At 63.4% G+C, this 22,066-nt stretch carries 18 protein-coding genes and 1 pseudogene; 4 read left to right on the top strand and 15 right to left on the bottom strand.

The annotated features are described in order from the left end of the window. Positions 1–450: 450 nt before the first annotated feature. The 4 genes from J8I34_RS30135 to J8I34_RS30120 all read right to left on the bottom strand — a co-directional run bounded on the left by J8I34_RS30135 (position 451) and on the right by J8I34_RS30120 (position 4,928). Positions 451–1,572 (bottom strand): hypothetical protein, encoded by a 1,122-nt coding sequence (locus J8I34_RS30135; RefSeq protein WP_209807825.1) that lies wholly within the window; start codon positions 1,570–1,572, stop codon positions 451–453. A gap of 170 nt (positions 1,573–1,742) precedes the next feature. Beyond that, positions 1,743–3,446 (bottom strand): hypothetical protein, encoded by a 1,704-nt coding sequence (locus tag J8I34_RS30130; RefSeq protein ID WP_209807823.1) that lies wholly within the window; start codon positions 3,444–3,446, stop codon positions 1,743–1,745. A gap of 256 nt (positions 3,447–3,702) precedes the next feature. Beyond that, positions 3,703–4,548, bottom strand: a complete 846-nt coding sequence (locus J8I34_RS30125; protein WP_209807820.1) for a transcriptional regulator — start codon at positions 4,546–4,548, stop codon at positions 3,703–3,705. 176 nt (positions 4,549–4,724) lie between these two features. Next, the gene (locus J8I34_RS30120) at positions 4,725–4,928 is read right to left on the bottom strand and encodes a hypothetical protein (protein ID WP_209807813.1); all 204 of its coding nucleotides are present in this window, start codon (positions 4,926–4,928) and stop codon (positions 4,725–4,727) included. A 263-nt stretch (positions 4,929–5,191) separates the two neighbouring features. On the opposite strand from J8I34_RS30120, the gene J8I34_RS30115 reads away from it, so the two are divergent. Together J8I34_RS30115 and J8I34_RS30110 are read left to right on the top strand one after the other, a co-directional pair. Then, on the top strand, positions 5,192–6,571 hold the full coding sequence (locus J8I34_RS30115) for an undecaprenyl-phosphate glucose phosphotransferase (RefSeq protein WP_209807829.1): 1,380 nt from the start codon (positions 5,192–5,194) through the stop codon (positions 6,569–6,571). Positions 6,572–6,613: 42 nt separating this feature from the next. Then, a complete protein-coding gene (locus J8I34_RS30110) occupies positions 6,614–7,726 on the top strand; it encodes a glycosyltransferase (protein ID WP_209807811.1) in 1,113 nt (370 codons plus the stop codon). A 28-nt stretch (positions 7,727–7,754) separates the two neighbouring features. Here the strand turns inward: J8I34_RS30110 and J8I34_RS30105 are convergent, their stop codons facing one another. The 7 genes from J8I34_RS30105 to J8I34_RS30075 form a co-directional block, all read right to left on the bottom strand. Next, entirely contained in the window at positions 7,755–8,921 is a 1,167-nt protein-coding gene (locus J8I34_RS30105) for a glycoside hydrolase family protein (RefSeq protein ID WP_245176247.1), read from the bottom strand. Positions 8,922–9,051: 130 nt separating this feature from the next. Next, positions 9,052–10,251 (bottom strand): polysaccharide biosynthesis protein, encoded by a 1,200-nt coding sequence (locus tag J8I34_RS30100; protein WP_209807808.1) that lies wholly within the window; start codon positions 10,249–10,251, stop codon positions 9,052–9,054. Beyond that, the gene (locus tag J8I34_RS30095; RefSeq protein ID WP_209807806.1) at positions 10,251–11,468 is read right to left on the bottom strand and encodes a polysaccharide pyruvyl transferase family protein; all 1,218 of its coding nucleotides are present in this window, start codon (positions 11,466–11,468) and stop codon (positions 10,251–10,253) included. The genes J8I34_RS30100 and J8I34_RS30095 overlap by 1 nt, the downstream gene beginning before the upstream one ends. After that, positions 11,431–12,510, bottom strand: coding sequence for a hypothetical protein (locus tag J8I34_RS30090; RefSeq protein ID WP_209807797.1), 1,080 nt, complete (start codon positions 12,508–12,510; stop codon positions 11,431–11,433). Before J8I34_RS30090 ends, J8I34_RS30095 begins: the two co-directional genes overlap by 38 nt. A 48-nt stretch (positions 12,511–12,558) precedes the next feature. Continuing rightward, positions 12,559–14,793 (bottom strand): polysaccharide biosynthesis tyrosine autokinase, encoded by a 2,235-nt coding sequence (locus tag J8I34_RS30085; RefSeq protein WP_209807795.1) that lies wholly within the window; start codon positions 14,791–14,793, stop codon positions 12,559–12,561. Positions 14,794–14,814: 21 nt separating this feature from the next. Further along, the gene (locus J8I34_RS30080) at positions 14,815–15,252 is read right to left on the bottom strand and encodes a low molecular weight protein-tyrosine-phosphatase (RefSeq protein WP_209807793.1); all 438 of its coding nucleotides are present in this window, start codon (positions 15,250–15,252) and stop codon (positions 14,815–14,817) included. Continuing rightward, positions 15,249–16,388, bottom strand: a complete 1,140-nt coding sequence (locus J8I34_RS30075; RefSeq protein ID WP_209807827.1) for a polysaccharide biosynthesis/export family protein — start codon at positions 16,386–16,388, stop codon at positions 15,249–15,251. Before J8I34_RS30075 ends, J8I34_RS30080 begins: the two co-directional genes overlap by 4 nt. A 777-nt stretch (positions 16,389–17,165) precedes the next feature. Here J8I34_RS30075 and galU point away from each other — a divergent pair. Both galU and J8I34_RS30065 read left to right on the top strand, forming a co-directional pair. Then, complete coding sequence (galU, locus tag J8I34_RS30070) at positions 17,166–18,062, top strand: UTP--glucose-1-phosphate uridylyltransferase GalU (protein ID WP_209807791.1); 897 nt, start codon at positions 17,166–17,168, stop codon at positions 18,060–18,062. A 62-nt stretch (positions 18,063–18,124) separates the two neighbouring features. Further along, the gene (locus tag J8I34_RS30065; RefSeq protein WP_209807789.1) at positions 18,125–18,940 is read left to right on the top strand and encodes an undecaprenyl-diphosphate phosphatase; all 816 of its coding nucleotides are present in this window, start codon (positions 18,125–18,127) and stop codon (positions 18,938–18,940) included. Positions 18,941–18,974: 34 nt separating this feature from the next. Here J8I34_RS30065 and J8I34_RS30060 read toward each other — a convergent pair whose 3' ends face one another. The 4 genes and pseudogenes from J8I34_RS30060 to J8I34_RS30045 all read right to left on the bottom strand — a co-directional run. Continuing rightward, positions 18,975–20,027 carry a phosphotransferase family protein gene (locus J8I34_RS30060; RefSeq protein ID WP_029050347.1) on the bottom strand — a complete coding sequence of 351 codons (1,053 nt, stop codon included), beginning with the start codon at positions 20,025–20,027 and terminating at the stop codon, positions 18,975–18,977. 30 nt (positions 20,028–20,057) lie between these two features. After that, positions 20,058–21,530 (bottom strand): NAD(P)(+) transhydrogenase (Re/Si-specific) subunit beta, encoded by a 1,473-nt coding sequence (locus tag J8I34_RS30055; RefSeq protein ID WP_209807786.1) that lies wholly within the window; start codon positions 21,528–21,530, stop codon positions 20,058–20,060. Further along, positions 21,527–21,874 carry an NAD(P) transhydrogenase subunit alpha part 2 gene (locus J8I34_RS30050; protein ID WP_029050345.1) on the bottom strand — a complete coding sequence of 116 codons (348 nt, stop codon included), beginning with the start codon at positions 21,872–21,874 and terminating at the stop codon, positions 21,527–21,529. Before J8I34_RS30050 ends, J8I34_RS30055 begins: the two co-directional genes overlap by 4 nt. Before the next feature lie 15 nt (positions 21,875–21,889). Beyond that, positions 21,890–22,066 (bottom strand): annotated as a pseudogene (locus J8I34_RS30045) (NAD(P)(+) transhydrogenase (Re/Si-specific) subunit alpha); the annotation flags it as partial.

Below are 22,066 nucleotides of genomic sequence, written 5' to 3'. Positions count from 1 at the left end.
CCATCGACGCCGAGATCGAGAAACTTCTCTCCGGCTACGGCTCAAAGTTTGAAATCCGTTTCTCGTGAATACTTATCACATGATTTTTGCCATGGAATAAACCGCTTCCCTGGCCTGCACGCTTAGCGATGACCGCTGCTAACGATTAATGTATTAATCCTGACGTGCAACCTCGCGACTTTCACCCAACTGATTTGTCTATATATCTTTTATCGTTCGGCCTGATTCTAACCAGACCTTCCCGACTTAGGAATTTCAATCTTCTAAGGTCTGACATAAGTGCCTCTGCTGCATTGCAATATATCGGGCGTTCCCTGTTTTCGATCCCCTCACCGGAGGGGATCGAAATATGCTGACGATCTCTGGAAACAGAGGGTGAATGCCACCGCCAGCAACCTTCATCCATGGAGCGGATCGATCAGCGCTGTGGCGTTCATCAGGAACTCAGACTCAGAACCCGGAGAAGCGAATGCCGATCGAGCCGTAGCCGTAGTAGCGATCCAGCTTGCCCGCGGTCGTCGCGTTATAGAGGAATGGGATGGTGCCGACGAAGTTGTACAGCGACGCCTGGCCGCGCAGGAACACCTCCACGTTTTTCGCTACCGCATACGATAGCTCCAGGCCCAGCGTATGGTTGGAGCGGATCGGCGAATTGCCATAGGCTTGCGTGCGGCTATCGACATTGCTGCGCAGCAGGTACTGGAACTGGTAGCCGAGCCGCGCCGCGAAGCGCTCGTACTTCCAGCGCCATGACCCGCCCAGGTTCAGATAGCCGGCCGTGTAGTTGAAATCGTCGTTGAAATTCAGCCCAAACTGGCCGGCGTCTACCGAAAATGATGCCGACTGGAGCGTGGCATTGCCCACGTTGCACGGCGCGGCCAACTGCCCATTGGCGAGGTTGTCGGAGCCGATGGCAACATTGAAGCTGCAATTGCCTCGCTGCAGGCGCGTGTCGATGCTGCCGATCGTCACGCGGCTGATGCCGAGCCCGATGAAGCCGGTGAGCTGGTTGCGCTCAGTCAACTCGCCGGAGAAGATGACATCGGCCTGGGCCTGAACATCGTTCGCGTTATTCACGGTCAGGCTGTTGAACGTCGTATTGCGAACCATCACCGGCGACGAGCGGTTCAGGCTGCCAGAATGGTCTCCCCATAGCGAGAAGCGCAGCATGATGCGATCGCGGGCGCCGGCCTCCGCCAGCGGGTCGTAGTGCATCGCCAGCATCCAGGTATCGATCTGGTTGTGGTCTTGCCCGTAATCGATGCCACGGCGCCAGTAGGTGGCCGAGCCCGACCAGTGCGGCGAGAACTTGTAACCCAGCATCAGCTTGCCACCGCGATAGTCGCCGGCATTGTCCGACACGGGCCCCTGCCGCCCACGCAGGTTGAAGACATCGACGGTGCGATCGACCATGTCGTAGCTGGCTTCCACCCGCACCGAGGTGAACTCCCCGGTGGCGGGCTCGGCCTGCATGAATACATCGTCCGGCGCTGCGCTGGCCGTACCCGCGCAAGACAGGCCCAGCATCAGGGCGCAGGCCGGTTTCAACCGGCGCTTGCGAATCAGCTGCATAGGAAACTCCGAGGCCACTGGGCTAGCCTCATGCACGGCGCGCTCCGGGAGAGGCGCCCGACGCAGACACAAAAGTACCCGGCCACCCTGGCATTGCCTTGAGCACGCGTTCGGATGACCGGGGGAGACTGGCCTTCCCCATCCGGGCGGAAGGCACCACTACGCGTCGGTCACGGGTTGAGCGTGACCGTAGTCATGAGGCCGTCGCCGACCACCATCTCGGCGTCAGTCTTCACCAGTGCCGTCTTGGCGAACTCCACGCCGCCATTGACCAGCATGCCCAGCCTCACATCCCTGCCGGAGACACCAGTGGTTGTCGCAAACGTCACGGGGAACGTGCTGGTCGCCTTCGGCGTGAGCGCGTCGACCTGGGCCTGGCTCAGCGCGCCGGAAGACCTGAGCTTGCCGAGGAACACCGTGAACGGCAGGTTCAGCGAGCCGCCGTTGGCGCTGGAGAACAGGCTGTCGGCAGCGCTATTGGTCAGGCTTGCCGCGGCAGACAAGTTGCCGCTGATCCGGAACGAATAGGCGGTATTGGCAGGCACCACGGCATCCACCAGTTGCGACCCGTTGAACGTCAGCGTCACGTTCTCGATGATGACATCGACCTGATTGCCACCGTAGGTATAGCTCAGGCCGGCGCGCACTTGCGACGGGCCGCCGTTGAAGGCATCACCATTCTGCGTCAGCGCAACCTGGATCGCGCCGAGCGTGCCGCCCGTGGCCGTGATCGTGTCGGTGATCGGGTAATTCACGCCGTTGATCGTCAGGTTTGACAGCAGCAGGGAGTTGTCCAGCCTGACCGCGTTTGCGACGTTGTTGATCGCGCCAGCATCCACTGCGCTGCCCAGGCCCGCGGCTGCCTGCTGGATCTCGGCGGTATTGCCGGTCGATACCGCATCACCGAGCCCGGCCAGCCTGGTCGTGTTCGATGCATCGGTCAGCCCGCCAGTCGTCACCGCCTGGACCAGCGCCGTGGTCGTCGTGGACTGGGCGCTCCCGGTCACGATATTGATCGATCCGCTCTCCGTCAGGGCCGACAACGTCTCCGCGGGGCTGCTACTCAGGTCGACGGCCTCCAGCGCCGTGTTGACTCTTGCCACCTGGCTCGTGATCACCGGGGCAGCCAGCGCGGCCACATTGGCTGCCACGGCGCCGATGTCCGACTGCAAGCTGGCGGGCAGGCCCGACTGCGCGTTCTGCACAGCGCTGGACAGCACGTTCGTAATCAGCGCAGCGCTGGTCAGGTCTGCCGTGCCCGGCGCGTCAGCCACGGCGCCGGCGACCGCCTTGGAGGCCGCCGCGGCGGAATCCGCGGGAGTCAGCGTGCCACCGGTGCCCAGGCCCGTCAGCGTCTTGGCGACGTGGTCGACCAGCTGCTGTACCACGACCGCCGCCCGCAGCGCGGCCGCGTCCTGCATCGGGTCGAGCGTGCCCAGGTCCTTGCCTGCCAGACCGAGCCCCGTGGCCAGGGGTGCAACCTGGCCCGAGCCGAGCTGGACCGCCAGTGTGGTGAGCGGCGATACCACCTGTATCACGCCCTGCCTGAAATCCTGCGCCGGTGCCTGCAGCACCCCGGTGAACGGCTGGTTGGTACCGATGTCGGTGCCGCCGGTCACTTTCAGCGCGCTTTTCGTGCAACCAGCCGGGAAGGTAAAGTCCCCGGTTGCATTCGTGGCCACGGTCTTGTTGTCGCAATCGAGGAAGGTGACAGTCGAGCCGGAAAGGTAGAAGTCCACCGCCTTGCCGCTCGCGGTGCCCGAAGGCTGGGAGGGCGAGGGCGAATCGTCGCCGCCGCCACCGCAAGCCACGAGCGTTGCTGCGGCGCCGGCCATGATGCCAAGAATGAAGATGTTCCGGGTTTTGGTTTGCACGCTGCTCTCCTGAGGTCGATACTTCGATACAACGAAAGATGGTGGGAAATCCTGCGACCGCGTGACTGCCCCGCACGGTCTCCAGCGCCCTGCACTGCCTCTGATGCCGCGCACGAACTTGCGAGCGGATGCCGCGGCAGCAGCTTGCAGATCGGGCCAGCCGCAGATAAACGCATCCACCAATCCGTGTCACCCCTACTTGGCGGGGGAAAGTCAATCCTTCGCCGTCGCAATTTCCGCGGGCAGGCCAGCGGCGTCAACGACCCACGCTCGCCATGACGCATGACGGCCTCTCTATCGGATCCTCTGCACTGGCGGAGTGCCCGGGGAAATCCTCCGGCTGCAGCCAGCGCGTGATGTACTGCCCCATCGCATCGAGCAGCACGTCGGACATCAGTCCCGCCGCGCCAGCCAATGGCGGACAGATCAGCCACGTGGTGCCGTCTCGCTCGAGCACACGCAAGGTCTTGGGCTGATCGGCGGGCTGCAGGATGTGGTCGGTGGCACGCGCCTGCGCGAGGACGAACGCCTGCACGAAGTCGTCGGCGTGCCGTTCGCCCAGGCATATCACCACCTTCGGCTTCCACAGCCGGCGAATCGCATCGATGAAGGCAAAGCGCCGGCCACCGCGGCAAAGGTCGAGGTAACGCTGCCTGGGCAAGAGTTCCGGCTGGCCGCGAAACGCCTTCGACCACGCTGTCTGGTTGACCAATCGCGCAGGCAGCGGGAACAGGCTGAGCTTGAACTCCGCGCCGTCTGGCGCGTACAGGTGATGGTCGAAGTAATGCTTCCAGTCCTGCTCGCCGATGGCTGTCCTGAAGACCTGCGCGCGCGCCGCCGACATGATCCGGGCGATCTTCTGGTGCGACTGCCAGCGCTTCATGTGATGGCGATACCGGTAGCGGTAGGCCGCATCCCATGCGCCGGGTTGCGCATGCGGAACCAACGGGGCCAGCAGCGACGGCCCGCTTGGATGCGGGGAGCTGTCGCAGAACCATACCGCTGCGCCTGGATTTCCACCTTCCATCCCTACGTACGAGGCGAAATACGAATCCAGCTGCTCCCGCGTGAACACCGTATGTGGCTCTGGTTTTTTTTCCATTTCCTTGCCGCGGTTGAGTGAAGGATGCCCAGGTGCCGAGCCGCATCAGCCTTTCATGTGCATCACAAAAACTCGGCGGTCACGAATCTGCTCGCCAATGTCTTTTTTATTCTCACCCCCAGTGCGAGGGGTGCGCTGCCATCTCGCTTCCCTCCTTGAGCGGGGTAACGCTCGAGTCAGTTGCACGGCATCTTCGCGCGCGAAAAAAACGACGAAACGCATCGCGAATAGACGGCGAACGCTTCATTGACCAAGGGCAGGCTTTCCCTTCTGATGAAGGGTACCGAGGCATTTCGCTGCATCGCACTATTCGCACCTGAAAACACGAAGCACGCCGGCGCCATCAGCGCGCCGGCAGTAGAAGAGCGTTGCAGTTCCATGGACGGCCCTCAAGGATGCGGCCGTGGCCGGTCCTCAGCTGACCGCTGCCACACCATGGAACCGGCTGCCGCGAAGCAGCCCCGCACGACTCTGCTTTGTCCACATCCCGAGCATGCACAGGAAAGATGCATGCCATGCATCGAGCCTGGCCGCCACTGCGCGCGGACAGCAAGTTCGGAGGAGACAACAAGGGCATGGGCACTCGCTTGGGCGCCCATTACTCGAACGCTTCTGGGGGAAGCAATTGGGTATCTATCGCGATATGTTTGCCAGGCACCACGATCAGCTCGCGCTGATGGCTCGCCTGCTCGACGCCGGCGCCATCTGGCTTGCGGCAATCCTGGCCAGTGAAGTGCGGTTCGCCACTGCGCACGCGCCGATCCACCAGTTCATCCAGTACTTTGGCTGTGCAATCGCCTTCATCGTGCTGCCGGGGTTCGACGTCTACACTTCCTGGCGCGGCCGCGGCCTGCTCTCGCTCGCCGCGCGCCTGATGTCTGGCTGGAGCCTGGTCTGGCTGATCAGCCTGCTGCTGACCTACCTGCTTCACCAGGCCGATTCACTTTCCCGCCTGTGGATGGTGTACTGGTACGCTTTCGCGCTGGCCGGGCTGGTGGGCCTGCGCGTGGTCACCCGTGCCATGCTCAACCTGCTGCGCGTTGCCGGCGCCAACAACAAGCGCGTGATCATTGTCGGCTTTGGCCGGACCGGCCAGGAGATGTACCGCCGGGCGACCGCGCACCACACCACCGGATTCAAGATCAGCGGCATTTATGCCGCTGAAGGCGAGTCCACGCCGGAAGGACGCCGTCGCATCACCGACAGCGCCCACATCGCCGATTTCGCCCGCGAGCACGGCATCCACGAGATCTGGATCACCTTGCCGATGAGCGAGCATCGCCTGATGCAGGAGATCGCCTTCTCGCTGCGCAACGACTTCATCGACATCAAGTGGATGCCGAGCGTGCTCGACCTGGACCTGCTCAACCACAACGTCGGCAACTTCCTCGGCATGCCCGCGGTGGAAATGAACAAGCCGCCCTCGCTCGGCGTGCGCGGCACCATCAAGGCCATCTTCGACCGCGGCTTCTCGGCGCTTGTGCTCCTCGCGCTGTCGCCGCTGTTCCTGCTCATTGCCATCCTCATCAAGCGCGACTCGCCGGGCCCGGTCTTCTTCAAGCAGGAGCGCCTCGGCATGGATGGCCGCGTCATCCACGTCTACAAGTTCCGCAGCATGAAGGTGCATAGCGAACATGGCGTCGTCACGCAGGCCACCAAGGGCGACAGCCGCGTGACGCCGATCGGCGCCTTCCTGCGCCGCACCAGCCTGGACGAGCTGCCACAGTTCATCAATGTGCTGAAGGGCGAAATGAGCGTGGTGGGGCCGCGGCCGCATGCCATGGCGCACAACAACCTGTACAAGGAACAGCTGGACTTCTACATGCTGCGCCACCGCGTCAAGCCAGGCATCACCGGCTGGGCGCAGATCAACGGCTATCGCGGCGAGACCGATACCCTGGACAAGATGGCCAAGCGGGTGGAGCACGACATCTTCTATATCCGCAACTGGTCGTTCTGGCTGGACCTGCGCATCATCTTCTGGACCGCATTCCGGGGCTGGGTGGGAAGCAACGCCTACTGAGACCATGGACCACATCCCACGGACCACACCAATACGCAACCAATGATCAAAGTCCTGCATGTGACCGAGTGCCTGGGCGGTGTCGAGACTTACCTCCACCTGCTGGCATCCCATATCAATGCCGAGCACATCAGCTTCCACTTTGCCCTGCCGAAGCAGTGCTCCGTCTCGGCCATTGCCGATGCGCGCAACTTTGGCGTCAGCTACCTCCCGATTCCGCGCAAGCTCGATCCGTTGAACGACCTGAAGGCGGCGCTCAGGCTGCGTGCGCTGGTGAAAGACGTTGCCCCCCAGATCGTGCACCTGCACAGTTCCAAGGCAGGACTGGTGGGCCGGCTGGCATGCATCGGAATGGACGTCCGCGTCGTCTATACACCCCATGCCTACTACTACCTCGGCCTCAGCGGGATCAAGCGCCGCGTGTTCCTGATGGCGGAGCGGTTCCTGCATCGTCTTACGGACGCGGTGCTGGCCACCTCGCCGTCGGAGCGCCATCGCGCCATCCACGACGTCGGGCTGCCCCAGGAACGCGCGCACTCGATCCTGAATGCCGTCGAGCCACGGCCCCTGCCGGTGGCAAGGCGGCTGGCTGCCGGCGTCAAGCGAGTGATCATGGTGGCGCGGATCAGCCCGCAGAAGAACATCCCCATGTTCCTGGACGTGGCCAGACTGTTCCAGGGCCGCCAGGATATCGAATTCATGCTGGTCGGCTACGGCCACTATGAGGATGACCGGGCCACGCTCGATGCACTGCTGCGGGAACGCAACCTGGTGGAGGGCAAGGATGTGACGACCATCGCGTGGATGAGCCGGTCCGATCTGCTGGAGCTGCTGGGTTCCGCCGCAGTGGTAGTGCTGACCTCGCACTACGAGAGCTTCGGCTACGTGCTCGCCGAGGCCAATGCGCTGGCGATCCCGGTGGTCGGCACCGATGTCGATGGCATCAAGGACATCATCGTGGATGGCAGCAACGGCTTCATCGTCCCGGTAGACGATGCACCCTCCATGGCAAGTTCCATTGAAGCCATCGTCGGGGATGACAAACTCTGGCAAACCATGTCCGGGCACGCCGTGACACGCGCAAAGTCCGAGTTCAATATCGTGACGCAGGCCCTGAAGTTCGAGTCCTTTTATTCACGCGAAGTGCTTGCGTAGTGGCCTGACGCCCCATCGATCCTGCTGGTCAGGGCGGCACGGCCCCGCCGGTCCAGCTGACCAGCAGGATCGCTCCGTTGGAGAATTCGCCATTGGCCTGCGGCACCGCCGCGCAAGGCCGTGCCCCGGCGGACTCGCCCAATGCCTTGGCTTTGCAGCCATCCGCCCTTTCGTTGCCGAGTTCTTCGAGCATCAGCGCCCGGCTTTGCGGTCCCCAATAGATGCGATGGACCGCCCCGTCCTTGCGCAGGGACAGGACGAAGCTTCCGTTACGCTCGCGCCAGTAGGCATCCTTCGCACCGGCCAGGACGCCCAGCAAATCGCGCAGCATGGCGATGACAGGCTTTTCCGACCCATCGGCCCGTAGCAGGCCGAAGTTCGCCTCCCGGTCCCACCGCGCGTTGCCCCGGTCGCGCCACGAATAGACGCCCAGCATGGGTACCTGGGAGATGACACCGGAGAGCAACTGCCTGGCGATCAACGCGGCCTGGGTTTCCTCGCTGCGCACCGGAAGGTACGACGCATAGCCCCATTCGCTGACAATCAGCTGGGCGGACGGACGAGCCGAGTTGCGGATCCGGCCGCTCAGTTGCCGATAGTCCTGCAAGAGTGTCTCGGGAGTTGCCCGGTACGGATGGACACTTAATCCCTTGAAGCAGCCCAGGCGCGGATCCGTCAGCAGTCGGGAAAAGGCCAGCTCCGCCACAGGGTTCCCTGGCTTTGGCAGCCGGGCAAGACCGAACAGGTACAGGGATGGCAGCGGACCGCTGTCCTGCTGCGCCAGCGCGTCGCAAATCCTGCCGGCGGTCGAGAGCAGCCGCGAGATCGGTACCGAAGGATGCAGGAAGGTCCGGTTGTCCGGCTCGTTCCACATCTCATACGACAGGTCCGGCCCCTTGTTACGCAGCATGAACCGGGCCGCGAACTCGGCGAAGTTCGCTTCATTGGCATCACTCGAGCCGTCCTCGCCGGCATCGCCCCAGATATACCGTCCGCCGTAAAGCGTGATCAGCATGCGCAGGCCAGCCTGGCGCGCCTGGCTGATGACCTGCGAGTAGCGCGCCGGCGTCAGATGCCCGCGGACCACGTCGGGCCGCACGCCGAATCGCACATGCGAGAAGCCGAGGCTCTTGATCGCGGCGAGGTCGCGGTAGGACACCGTGGCGGGATCGATCTGGACGGCAAAGGCCGGCATCGATGCAACCCGGCTCGAAGCCTGGGGCGGTTCGGCGCGCGCTTGCTGACAAAGCAATGAGCCAGACACCGCCAGACTCGCGGCTAGCGCCAGTGCGCGCGCAAGCGCGCGGCCGGGCGAGGCTGATGCCTTACCGGACGGCATGCCTGCGAAGCACGCCCGTTGCGAGCGCACCGGCCTGGACCAGCGCGATGGCCAGGAACGACACCAGCATGATTTGCGCTGCCACGAGGTAGTCGAGCTGAGGATAGCGCCATGCCCCCAGGCCGATGCCAGCGAGCAGGCCAATGCCTGCGGCAAGGAAGACGGCGCGGGCCATGCCGAAGGATTTCAACAAGGTTCTCAGGCACATCACGACGGCAAACACGACAGGGAACAGGGAAAAGAAGCGCACGTCGAGATCCCCATACGCCGCGCCGAACAGCATGACGACGAGTGCATCGCCAAACAGCAGCAGCAGCACGCTCAGCCCGCCGGCCAGCGCGGCGCCGCCAAGCACGAACAGGACAGACATCCTGGTCAGCGCCATGGCATCATCCTGCCTGAACGAGGCCGCAAACCTCGGCATCAGGTGATAACCGAGCGCCATCAGGACATATTGGGCCGGCAGCAGCACCGTCAGCAGGATCCGGAATTTTGCCGAGTCGGCAAAGTGTCCCAGCGAGCCCAGCAGCACGACCAGGCCCGGGCCGACCAGCCAGCTCATCAGCTGGGCACTCGCGGAACTTGCGCCAAATCCCAGCCACTTGCGCGGGGAAGCGGGCCTGCCGGGGATGATCTCGATGCGCCCATTGCGCCGGATGGCGGCGGCCGCGAGCAATGTGGGGAGCAGGATCGAAGCGGCGAGCATCAGCATCACCGCGGATTCCTTCTGCGCGCTGGACGCCAGGCCGATCATAGCAACGCCGCCACCGATCAGCGTGTGGCAGACCAGCAGCCCGGTATAGCCTCTCGTCTTGGCGCCGACGGTCCTGAGGACCCAGTATGCGGTGTAGCTGGCGAACAGCACGGCCGCCGCCGCGCATGCCGACGTGCTCAGGCCATGCCCGTACAGGTAGAGGATCGAGCCCGCGGTGACCGGGACCACGGTCAGCACCGCGACTTCTATCGAGAAGCGCACGCGGACCTTCATTCCCTCGATCAGCGAGGGCTCGTGAAGGAAGGAGACATAGAAGATATTGATAAACACCACCAGCGACAGCACCACCGCAACCAGGCCATAGCCAGCCACGTCCATTGACCGGGCCAGAGCCACGTTGATGCCGAACTGCACCGCCGTATAGGCGGCCTGCTCGAACACCGCGCCAAGCGCCGACAACATGCGGCGCATTAGCGCGTCTCCTGCAGCGAAGGCGCCGCCTTGAACGCCGACGGGGTTGGCATCGCGGGCTTCTGACTGAACAGGTGGGACAAGCCCTGCGTGATGTCGTAACCCAGCCGCGCCGAGCGCCTGAACTGCGCTGCCCCCAGGGACCGGGCGTACTCCAGCCTTTCAATCAGGTCGTCGGCGCAGGCCGTGTGCCGCACCGCGAAATCGCCGCGCCCGCTCAGCTTGAAGAAGGAAGCGACCTTGTTGTCCCAGACAATGCCAACGGAGGGCACGCCGAAACTGAAGGCGATGATGTTCGCGTGCATGCGGTGGCCGACCATGCTGTGACAGTCCGCAATGATCGATGCAAGTTCCGCCGGGGTTTTCGGCAGGATGAAGTCCACAGCGCCGGCGCCGAGCCGGTCCCTGACAGACACGGCGGCGATATTGTCCTCCTCCGCACCGTTGGTAAACAGGACAACGCGCTGCCCGCTCTGCCTCAGCCTGGTCGCCAGCTCCACGAACATGGCAAGGCCCCGGCCCTGCTCCGATCCGGTGCCGATGTCCGCGTTGTAGTGCAGTGATTCGACATCCGAGACACAGATGCCCACATCCCAGCGCCTTGCGGGCCCCTTGCCCGGATAAAGGGCCGAGCTCAGGATGGCCGGGTCCGGAATGATGGAGACGTCGGAACCAGCGCCTCCGGTGACACCGACGATATTGCGACGGGAACTCTCATCCCTGACGGAAATGAACTGCGGCGCCGCCCGCTCGAAGAACCTGGAGATCAAGTATCTGCCAGCCCTCGACCACTTGCCCGCTACGCCTACCGATACCAGCGCGACCATTGAATTCTTCCGGATGCACCGGGAAAGGAGGTAGAGCTTCAACGGAAAATTGAGGTCCACATCGCACAGGAGCTGGCCGCCCCCGATCACGACGACATCCGCATCGGCCAGCTGTTGGGTCCACCTGGCGCGCCACTGACGCCGGTATTTCGTCCAGATGGCAAGGGTCAGCGCGGGAACCCGTGCCCAACCAGGCAGCCTGGAGAAGATTCGCATCAGGCGTCCCTTCTTCAGCGAGCTTTCACCAAGCTGGGTGCGCCCCGCGATGTCGAGATAACTGATGCGGCAATCCGGCAAGGCCTGATGGATCAGGTGGCCCAGTGTTTCGGCGATCACGGCATCGCCCAGGTTGTCACTGTATGGCACCGCGCATATGACGACGTGCTTCATCTTGATTGGCCGAGGGCAAAGTTAGCAAGGGAATCAGAAACAAGCTGACCGATGTGAGATGGCGGACATAGCTTCCCAGGTCCGGCTCGAATATGAACTGCACCAGGATATGCGCGACAATCAGCGTGGCAAACCAGCGGCGCTTGCGTTGGTCTTCACCCGTCGGCGGCGTCGCGGACAAGCCGCGCACGGCGACGCGGATGATCGCAAAGTGCATCAGCATCATGGCAAGGTCGACCGGCGCGCGGAAGCTGATCACCGGCAAGATGAACATCGCGGCTGCATACAGGTAGTTGACGATGAAATTCACCCCCGAGGTGGGCGGATACAGGTTCCAGATCATCGTCCTGTTGTCGCTGCCGATACTCAATGCGTAATTGTTGGAGATATCCCGGGGCGACTGCAGGATGTACAGGATCTCCGCGGGCGCCACCAGGATCGCGCCTAGCAGGCAGGCCAGCACCACGGCCTTCCATGTCGCTGTCAGCCGCGCCGACGCGCGGATGCCAATCGCGAGCACCACGATCATCGCGTAGTAATTCCGGATGAAGAAGGCATAGCATCCGTAGAGCACGATGATCATCACGACGAGCCCGCGCGACGACACCGCCCTGGACATGCCGCACGCGACCAGAATGATCGACATGGCGATCACGACGGTCTCCTTGCCCGGTGCGAGCAAGTTCAGCAGCATGCAGGGCAGGACGAATGACCAGCGCACAGCCAGCTCCCGCAAGCTCGCGATCCGGCTCGAAGCCACCACAAGATAGGCGACGCCGACACTGGCGGTGACGACGTTCACATGCTCGGGGCCAAAGACGGAGAACACTTTTGCCGTGGCGGCGAATGAATCGTCGAGGTTGGTCGAGCCCGTCACCAGGAATTCCAGCATCTTGTTCGAATCCGTTACCCACTTCTCGGGAAGCGATTCGCGGCCAAAGAAATAGATCGTCAGATAGAGCATGCTCAACAGCATGCTGGCGACGGCGGCCAGCCCACGCTCCGCAAGCACCCAATCGGGATTCAGTTTCGTGGCATGCATTTCGATCTTTTGCTATCGGAGGTTCCCGAACGCCAATGCGCTTCGCCTTTACGACTTCTCGCCTTGGGAGTAGCCGTAGTAGGCATAGCGATAGCGCCCGTATTTGGAACCGTAGCCATAGCGGAAGGCATTGGGATCCAGACCGTTGAAGATCACCCCCTTGACGCTCACGTTTACCTGCCCGAGCTGCTTGGCACACTCCGAGATCTCCCCGATCGAGCTCTTGCCGAAGCGCGTGACCAGGAAGACCGTGCCGCAGCGCTCGGCCAGGATGGCGGCGTCGGCGACAGCCAGCACCGGGGGGGTGTCGATCATGAGCAGGTCATAGCGGTCGCTGAGGCCTTCCAGCAGCTTGACCATGCGCTCGTTGAGCATGAGTTCGGCGGGATTGGGAGGTATCGTCCCCGTGCCGATGAAATCCAGCCCCTGGACGACTTCGCGGTGAATGACCTCTTCCAGCGCAAGCTTGCCGGCCAGCACGTCGGACAAGCCGGGCTCCCGGTCCTTGCCGAAATACTGGTTCAGGTATCCCTTGCGCATATCGGCATCCACCAGCAAGACGCGCTTGCCGCCCGACGCCATCAGGGCCGCCAGGTTGACCGAGACGAAGGACTTGCCCACCCCCGCGGTCGCACCGGTAAGCAGCACGCGATTGTTGGCCGCATCCAGCATGGCAAACTGCAGCGAGGTCCGCAGGCTGCGCAGGCTTTCGACCGATGGCTCGTTCGGGAAGCGATCAGCCAGCAGATACTGGCCCCGCTTGCGCGAATGGATTTCCTTGCTGAGGCTGATCTGGTGCTCGGACTGGGGAACCGTGGCATACACATTGAGACCGGTATGCTCCTCGATATCCTTGGGGTCGGTAATCCCGCCGAACAGCGCGTTGCGGACGAAGGCCGCCACCGCGCCCGCCAGCACGCCAAGCATCGCGGCCAGGACGATCACCAGGGCCTTCTTTGGCTTTACCGGCTCCTCGGGAACCGGCGAGCTGTCCACCAGGCGCACGCTGCCGACCTTGCCGGCCTTGACCAGCTTGAGTTGCTGCATATTGTTCAGCATGCCAACGTAGAGGTCATTGTTGACCTGGACGTCGCGCATCAGGCGCAGGGTGTCCTGCTCCAGATTGGGCAAGGCCTTCACACGGCTGGCGATCGATCCCACCTTGGAGCCGAGCACGGCGATCTGCTGGTCCAGGGCCTGCATGGAAGGATGGCCGGGCGCAAAGCGCGTCAGCAGCTCGGCCCGCTTCTGCTTGAGCTCGAGCAGCGAGGTCTCGGCCGTCACACTCTCCTGCAGGAATGCCTTGCCCTCTTCGCTGAGATTGAAGGTGCCGCGCTCATTGCGCATGGCGTTGTACTTGACTTCGGCGCGCTCGAGCTCGGCCTTCAGTTGCGGCAGCAGATTGCCCAGGAAGGCCAGGGATTTTTCTGCTTCCGCGGCCTTGCGATTGATGTTCTGCGCCACGTACTCGTCGCCGATCTCGTTCAGGATGGCAGCGGTCAGCCTGGCGTCATTGCCTTCGAGCGAGGCACCGATCACGCCGCTCTGCTTGCCCTTCTCCGCGATATTCAGTTGCAGCTGCAACTGCTCCAGCGTCTTCAGGCGGGAATTGCGCACAAGGCTGAAGACAATGCCCGGCTTCGCCTTCAGTGCGCTCACCAGCAGCCGGATCCTGCCGATGCCTTGCTCGGCCTCGACGATTTCCCCCACACGGCCCTCGATGGGCTTGTCAAGACTGCCCTGCTCCAGCCTGTATCGGCCATCGCCCAGGCTCACCAGCACGAAGTTCTCGCCTTGCAGTTCCTCGGGTACGTCGAAGGCGGAAACCGCAATGGATTCCGCACCCCAGGCGTATCCGCCCATGCCGAACAGGCCCGGCTCGGAAAGCCCCTTTGACTGGCTCGCGATCCATGGCCCGACCAGCGGGAAGTACTTCGGCTTGGCATCGATATAGAGACGCAGGTTGTCAACTGCCTTGCCGACGATCATTCGCGAGCGCAGGATCTCGATTTCCGCCGTTGCCTGCGTCTTGACGTCGAACAGCGAGGAGACATCGCCCAGCAGGCCATTTGGACTGTTCTGGCTGTCCTCGACCTGCACCAGGATGTTCGCCTCGTACACCGGCCGCGCCAGGAACGCGTAGGCGCCCCCCAGCGCAAGGATGGCAAGAGCAATCGCCGCGATCAGCCAGCGGCTTGCCACGAGCACGTCGAGATAGCGAACGAGGGCAATCTCTTCCGATTGACTGGGCGCCGCGGCAGGAACGTAAGTGGAATGGTTCATTGGAGGCAGGACAGTATCGGTTTAACCCAGGGCCCGGATACGGGGCACCCAGGATTGCACGCCGCGCTGGATCAACTGCAGCGCGTTCTCGAATGCGGGACGGGACTGGCGATAGGGATCAGGCACATCGAACTTCCCCAGTTCGCCCAGGCGGAAGACCCGCCCCGTGGTAGCGGGGTGCAAGCGCTGAATCTCTTGCCGCTGGGCGCTGTCCATGACGAGTATCAGATCCGCTGCCCTGACCATGACGTGACTGAGTTGCCGGGCCCGATGGCCGGAAATGTCCACGCCCTGATGACTCAGGAGATCCACCGCATTGGGATCGGCAGCCTGTCCGGTAAGCGCCCCCAGCCCGGCGGAGACGACGTCGCCCTCGGGCAATGCCTGCCTGAGCAGGCCCTGTGCCATCGGGCTGCGGCAGATATTGCCAATGCAGACGACGAGTACGGTCTTGATCATTTGACTGCGTTTGCCGTCGAGGTAAAGAAGTTTCCGCTCGGCAGCAGCTGGTTGATCACGCGGCTCCACCGGACCACGCCTGCGGCATCCACATAGACAACGTCTCTCGGCTTCAACTCGAACGCTTCAGCCAGGGCAAAGGCGACAGGGGACTTGCCGTCCAGGTGGAACACCTCGGCCTGCCCATCGGTGCCCTTGCGGATCACATAAAGTTCCTTGGCGTTGGCAGAGTTGGGGTTCATGCCGCCGGCTTCACCAATGGCTTCACTGAGCGTGAGCCGGCCGTTTCGCGGCATCACCGGACTCGGCTTCACGACTTCGCCGGTCACGAATACCTTGCTGTCCTCGCGTTGCTCCACGCGCACGATGTCGCCGTTGCGCAGCAGGATGTTGGCGGGGTCGATGCCTTGCTGCAACAGCGCGGGCAGGCTGACGAAGTAGTTCCTGCCCTCCCGTGAGATACGAATGCGGCTGTTATCGCCGGTCAGGACGTTGACGCCGCCAGCACGGTTGAGCGCTTCGACCAGTGTCATCGGCACATCGTCGATATTCTGCGGGCCAGGGGTCTTGACTTCACCGTCGAGATAGACACGCTTGCTGCGAAAGGCAAGCACGCGTACGGTGACCTGTGGCATGTTGACGACGGGCTTGAGCTGGGTGCTCAGTTGCCCGCGGATCTGATCCGGGGTCTGGCCGAGAACCTTGATCACACCGGCATAGGGAAACTGGATGGTGCCTGCGGGACTGACGACATACCCCGGAATGTTGGCAGCACCGCTGTAGCTCGGGATCTCGTAGGCCGCGCCGATCGAGTAGGTTTGCGTGGGGAATACCAATTCGGGGTGGTCCCACACGACGATCGACAGAATGTCACCAACGCCAACGGTATAGGGCTTTGGAACGTCGTACAGCTCCTCCACCCCGGCGTTCACCGATGGCGTGGCCGCCTTCAGCGTACGCACCAGCGCCGGCGTGATCTGCGTGATCTTGGGCACCGACTCCGGATCTTCCGGATCGAGCGGGCGCTGTGGGTCAAAGCGCATGCCCGGCGCGAGTGCGCAGGAAGCCAGCAATGGAATGATCCCCAGGCACATTGCAGCCCTGCCAAACCTCAATCTGCTTGAAAGCTTTAGCACGTCTCGATGATTCCCTTGTTTGCAAGAAGATCCGCCTTGCCCGCCGTCTCCCTGGCGGGTTGAGCAGCGGCGATTCCGCTGGTTCGACATGGCACCCATGGGTGCTTTTCCGCTTTGTGCATTGCCTGCGGACTTGAACCTGGCGGTGTTGGCTTCGTATTGCACGGCGCGGAGGCGCGCTCTTTTTGCACTGCGTCATTACGCAAATGACCGGCGAAGTTTATGGCCCGTGGGACTACATCTTCAAGGCGCGGCCGGCATTTTTAGCAAGTTTCCGATCCCCCCATCAGAGTGGAAAGGAAAAACGGGAGGGACGACATTGGAGCGGTATCGGGGCCGATTTACGCCTGTCGAGCGGGCCGCTCGCCCTTCTTCCCGCAACTTGCAAAGGCACAAAAAAAGAGGGTGTAGACGCGGGGAAGCGTCTACACCCTTACGGGAGCGGCAACGGGGTCAGTGCTTGCCGGCCTCGATTATTGATGGGCGGCGAACCCCGTCTTACCCCGCTTCGGTAGGCCCCACACCGAGGTGGGGAAAGTTTCGAATGACCAGGCTGACTGACGATCCCGCCGCGCCAACCACGTTTCTGCGCCCATCCTGTCCCAACGCTTGGGGGGTACCGCGGATGGTGCGACGCAGCACAATTCCCGGTGGCACCCCGTTGCCGACTTTAGGGTGTAGGCGATCGATTCCCTGTTGCGCCTACACCCTCTTTCTTTGCCGCCGGACGAAGCGGTCGTGTCAGCCTTATCAAACCTTTAGAAGGGAGCAGCCAGAATGACGAGTCGCGTTACCAAAGCCGTCTTCCCGGTTGCGGGCCTGGGAACCCGCTTCCTGCCCGCCACCAAAGCCAGCCCGAAGGAAATGCTGCCGGTGGTGGACAAGCCGCTGATCCAGTACGCCGTGGAAGAGGCGATGGCCGCCGGCATCACCGAGATGATCTTCGTCACCGGCCGCTCCAAGCGCGCCATCGAGGACCATTTCGACAAGGCGTTCGAACTGGAAGTCGAACTCGAAGCCAAGAACAAGCGTGCGCTGCTGGACGTGGTGCGCTCGATCAAGCCGGCCAACGTCGAGTGCTACTACGTGCGCCAGTCCGAAGCGCTCGGCCTGGGCCACGCGGTGCTGTGCGCGGCCAAGCTGGTCGGCAACACGCCGTTCGCGATCATGCTGGCCGATGACCTGATCGACGGCAACCCGCCGGTGATGAAGCAGATGGTGGACGCCTACAACCACTACAACTGCTCGGTGCTCGGCGTGGAAGAAATCACGCCGGAGCAGAGCCGTTCCTACGGCGTGGTCGATGGCCGCGAGTGGGGCGAAGGCGTGATCAAGGTATCGGGTATTGTCGAGAAACCCGCGCCGGAAGAGGCTCCATCCAACCTCGGCGTGGTCGGCCGCTACATCCTGACGCCGCGCATCTTCGAGCACCTGCGCGAACTGAAGCCCGGCGCCGGCGGCGAGTTCCAGCTGACCGACGCGATCCAGTCGCTGCTGGGCCAGGAGCAGGTGCTGGCTTATCGCTACCAGGGCACGCGCTACGACTGCGGCAGCAAGCTGGGCTACCTGAAGGCAACCGTCGAGTTTGCGCTCAAGCACCAGGAAACCGGCGCAAACTTCCGGAGCTACCTGGAGGCGCGTGGCCATCGTCTGACCGACTGCGTGATTGCCTGAAAAGGGTACCGGAACTTTCACCCCCTCCAAATACCAAGGCAACCAAAGAGGTAGCAGCCCACATGATTGACTGGATCCACCTGGGCAAGGCATTCCTTCTCGGCATCATCGAGGGCCTGACGGAGTTCCTGCCGGTATCAAGCACAGGACACCTGGTTCTGATCGGAGGCTGGATCGACTTCGAGTCCGATGAGACACGCGTGTTCCACGTGGTGATCCAGCTGGGCGCAATCCTGGCCGTCTGCTGGCTGTTCCGCGCCAAGATCATGCACCTGTGCCAGGGAGTCGCCCGGGGAGATCCGGAAGCGCTGCGCTTTGCCACTGCGGTACTGGTCGCCTTCCTGCCGGCAGCAGTCATCGGCGCGCTGTTCATCGGGCCCATCAAGCACCGGCTTTTCGATCCCGCTGTCATCGCGGCGGCATTGATCGTCGGGGGCCTGATCATCCTCTGGGTCGAGCGGCGCAGGGCGGTCCCCCGTATTCGAGCCATCGAGGATTTCGGCTGGAAGCAAGCCATCGGTATCGGCCTGGCGCAGTGCATGGCCATGATTCCCGGAACCTCCCGCTCCGGAGCCACCATCGTCGGAGGAATGCTGTCCGGCGTGTCGCGGCAAGCCGCGACGGAGTTCTCCTTTTTCCTGGCCATTCCCACCATGCTGGGCGCCGCCTCCTACGACGCCATGCGGCACTATCACTTGCTCAGCATGGAGGATCTCTGGGCCATTGCCGCTGGCTTCACTGCCGCCTTCATCTCGGCTCTGTTTGTTGTCAAGGCGATGATCCGCCTGGTAGCGCGACATTCGCTGCGCGTGTTTGCCTGGTATCGCATCGTGCTTGGTCTGCTGATCGCTGTCGTGACTGCCGCCCCCTCACTTTGAGCCGGGCCTGTACGTCAATGCAATGTTCGTTCCGCTACCGGCCCGCCGCACCGTAGCGCAATGCGAACTGCCAGCCCAGTTCGGCCAGCGGCACGGCCTTCCTGCCCGTCTCGACGGCATCGGCCGCGGCGGCGTTGCCCTGGCGGGCGCGCTGGCCGATGCCATGCATGATCGCCGCGAGCCGGAAGAAGTTGTAGGCCAGGTAAAAGTCCCAGTGCTCGAGCGCGTCCGTGCCGTTGCTCTCGCCATACCAGCGCAGGTATGCCGGCTCGTCCGGAATGCCGAGCGCCTGCAGGTCCAGTCCGCCGATGCCGCGCCACAGGTCGGCCGGGATATGCCAGCTCATGCAGTGGTAGGCCAGGTCCGCCAGCGGGTCGCCCAGCGTGGACAGCTCCCAGTCCAGCACGCCCAGCACGCGCGCCTCGGTCGGGTGGAACACCAGGTTGTCCATGCGGTAGTCGCCGTGCACGAGGCAAGTCCGGTCGGCATCGGGAACGTGGTGCGGCAGCCATTCGGCCAGTGCCGCCAGTGCCGGGTTGCCGTCCATGCCGGTATCGCGGCACTGCCCGGACCAGCGTGCGACCTGGCGCGCCACGTAGCCGCCGGTGCGCCCGTAATCCTGCAGGCCGGCGGCGCGGTAGTCCACCCGGTGCAGCGCGCCGATCACGCGGTTCATTTCGCGGTAGTGGGCGGCGCGCTGTTCGCGCGCAACACCCGGCAGCGACTGGTCGTAGATAACGCGGCCCTGCAGGAAGTCCATCACATAGAACGCGCTACCCAGGACAGAGATGTCTTCGCTGTACAGATGGACCCGCGGCACCGGCACGTCGGTGTCGCGCAGCGCCTGCATGACGCGGAACTCACGGTCGATGGCATGCGCCGAGGACAGCAGCTGTCCGGGCGGCCTGGTGCGCAGCACGTACTGCCGCGCGCCGCACGCGATCCGGTAGGTCGGGTTGGACTGGCCGCCCGCCAGGCGCTCCAGCGTCAGCCGGGGCTGCGCGATCAGGCCTTCGCGATGCAGCAGGGCCGCCAGCGCGGCACTGTCAAATCCTGCGTCGGTCCGTACCGCATTGGCTGCTTGCATCGATTCGTTCTCCCTGTGGCCACTTTCAGATCATGCTGCCTTGACCATGTCCTCGACCACCTTCTTGGCGTCGCCGAACACCATCATGGTCTTGTCCATGTAGAACAGCTCGTTGTCCAGACCCGCATAGCCGGCCGCCATCGAGCGCTTGTTGACGATGATGGTCTTGGCCTTGTACGCCTCCAGGATCGGCATCCCGGCGATCGGCGACTTGGGATCGGTCTTGGCCGCCGGGTTGACCACGTCGTTGGCGCCCAGCACCAGCACCACGTCGGCCTGGCCGAACTCGCTGTTGATGTCTTCCATTTCGAAGACCTGGTCGTACGGCACTTCGGCCTCGGCCAGCAGCACGTTCATGTGGCCCGGCATGCGGCCCGCCACCGGGTGGATCGCGTACTTGACGGTCACGCCCTTCTCGGTGAGCAGTTCGGTCAATTCCTTCAGCGCATGCTGCGCGCGTGCCACCGCCAGGCCGTAACCGGGGACGATGATCACGGTCTCTGCATTGCCCATCAGGAACGCGGCATCGTCGGCCGAGCCGGACTTCACGTTGCGCTGCGCCTGCGTGCCGGCGGCCGCGCCGGCCGACGCGTCGCCGCCGAAGCCGCCCAGGATCACGTTGAAGAACGAGCGGTTCATCGCGCGGCACATGATGTACGAGAGGATGGCACCGGACGACCCCACCAGCGAGCCGGCGATGATCAGCATCGGGTTGTTCAGCGAGAAACCGATGCCGGCGGCCGCCCAGCCCGAGTACGAGTTCAGCATCGACACCACCACCGGCATGTCGGCGCCGCCGATCGGGATGATGATCAGCACGCCCAGCACGAAGGCGATCGCCAGCATGATCAGGAACGGCAGCCAGGCCTGCGACATGAAGAAGATGATGCCGAAGCCGACCATCGCCACCGCCAGCAGCAGGTTCAGCCAGTGCTGGCCGGGGAACACCACCGGCGCGCCCTGGAACAGGCGGAACTTGTAGCGCCCGGCCAGCTTGCCGAAGGCGATCACCGAACCGGAGAAGGTGACGGCACCGACGAAGCACCCGATGAACAGCTCGATGCGGTTGCCCAGCGGAATTTCGTTTGAACCGGCTGGCGCGATGCCGAATGCCGCGGGTTCCGCGACCGCCGCCACCGCGATGAACACCGCCGCGAGACCGATCAGCGAGTGCATCGCCGCCACCAGCTCGGGCATCCTGGTCATCTGCACCTTCCTGGCCACGTAGGCGCCGATGCCGCCGCCGACCACCAGCGCCGCCAGGATCAATGCCAGGCCGGTGCCGGTGCCGGCCTCGCCCGCACTCGCGCCCGCCAGCAACTCGTTTTTCAGCTTCAGGATCAGCGCCACCGTGGTCAGCGCCGCCACCAGCATGCCGGCCATGCCGAACGCATTGCCGCGCCGTGCCGTGGTCGGGTGCGACAGGCCTTTCAACGCCTGGATAAAGCACACCGACGCGCCCAGGTAGGACAGCGTCACCAGATTCATCGACAGGCCGTTCATTGCGCCACCTCCAGTTTCCCGCCAGCCTGCGCACTGCCCTCTGGCCGCGCCTTGGGTGCCTTCTTGCGGAACATCTCCAGCATGCGCTGCGTGACCAGGAAGCCGCCGAACACATTGACCGCCGCCAGCGCCACCGCCAGCGTGCCCATGGCCCGGCCGACATTGCCTTCGGTCAGGCCGGCGGCCAGCATCGCGCCGACGATGATGATGGCCGAGATCGCATTGGTCACCGCCATCAGCGGCGTATGCAGTGCGGGCGTGACGGTCCAGACCACGTGGTAGCCCACGTAGATCGCCAGAACAAAGATGATCAGGTTGATCACCGTGTGGCTAACCATTTCCATTTGCTTCTCCTTGAATCATCCGGCCAGCGCCGCTTCCTTGCGTCCCGCCACCAGGCAGGCAGCGACGATGTCGTCGCCGGTGTCGATGGCAAGCTTGCCCTCCTTGTCGAGGATGAGCTTGAGGAAATCCAGCACGTTGCGGGCATAGAGCGCCGAGGCGTCGGCCGCCACCATGCTGGCCAGGTTGGTATG

Origin of the sequence: Cupriavidus phytohabitans (assembly GCF_017815025.1) — a bacterium.
GTDB lineage: Bacteria > Pseudomonadota > Gammaproteobacteria > Burkholderiales > Burkholderiaceae > Cupriavidus.
The sequence above is the reverse complement of the archived record's forward strand: the minus strand, read 5'-3'. Positions and strand labels throughout refer to the sequence as shown.

Coding starts and splice junctions, on each gene's coding strand:
- J8I34_RS30085 (WP_209807795.1), bottom strand. CDS start 14,793: ATGAACCATTCCACTTACGTTCCTGCCGCGGCGCCCAGTCAATCGGAA.
- J8I34_RS30125 (WP_209807820.1), bottom strand. CDS start 4,548: ATGGAAAAAAAACCAGAGCCACATACGGTGTTCACGCGGGAGCAGCTG.
- J8I34_RS30050 (WP_029050345.1), bottom strand. CDS start 21,874: ATGGAAATGGTTAGCCACACGGTGATCAACCTGATCATCTTTGTTCTG.
- J8I34_RS30060 (WP_029050347.1), bottom strand. CDS start 20,027: ATGCAAGCAGCCAATGCGGTACGGACCGACGCAGGATTTGACAGTGCC.
- J8I34_RS30105 (WP_245176247.1), bottom strand. CDS start 8,921: ATGCCGGCCTTTGCCGTCCAGATCGATCCCGCCACGGTGTCCTACCGC.
- J8I34_RS30110 (WP_209807811.1), top strand. CDS start 6,614: ATGATCAAAGTCCTGCATGTGACCGAGTGCCTGGGCGGTGTCGAGACT.
- J8I34_RS30090 (WP_209807797.1), bottom strand. CDS start 12,510: ATGCATGCCACGAAACTGAATCCCGATTGGGTGCTTGCGGAGCGTGGG.
- J8I34_RS30055 (WP_209807786.1), bottom strand. CDS start 21,530: ATGAACGGCCTGTCGATGAATCTGGTGACGCTGTCCTACCTGGGCGCG.
- J8I34_RS30120 (WP_209807813.1), bottom strand. CDS start 4,928: ATGGAACTGCAACGCTCTTCTACTGCCGGCGCGCTGATGGCGCCGGCG.
- J8I34_RS30100 (WP_209807808.1), bottom strand. CDS start 10,251: ATGCGCCGCATGTTGTCGGCGCTTGGCGCGGTGTTCGAGCAGGCCGCC.
- J8I34_RS30080 (WP_209807793.1), bottom strand. CDS start 15,252: ATGATCAAGACCGTACTCGTCGTCTGCATTGGCAATATCTGCCGCAGC.
- J8I34_RS30065 (WP_209807789.1), top strand. CDS start 18,125: ATGATTGACTGGATCCACCTGGGCAAGGCATTCCTTCTCGGCATCATC.
- J8I34_RS30115 (WP_209807829.1), top strand. CDS start 5,192: ATGTTTGCCAGGCACCACGATCAGCTCGCGCTGATGGCTCGCCTGCTC.
- J8I34_RS30135 (WP_209807825.1), bottom strand. CDS start 1,572: ATGCAGCTGATTCGCAAGCGCCGGTTGAAACCGGCCTGCGCCCTGATG.
- J8I34_RS30095 (WP_209807806.1), bottom strand. CDS start 11,468: ATGAAGCACGTCGTCATATGCGCGGTGCCATACAGTGACAACCTGGGC.
- galU (WP_209807791.1), top strand. CDS start 17,166: ATGACGAGTCGCGTTACCAAAGCCGTCTTCCCGGTTGCGGGCCTGGGA.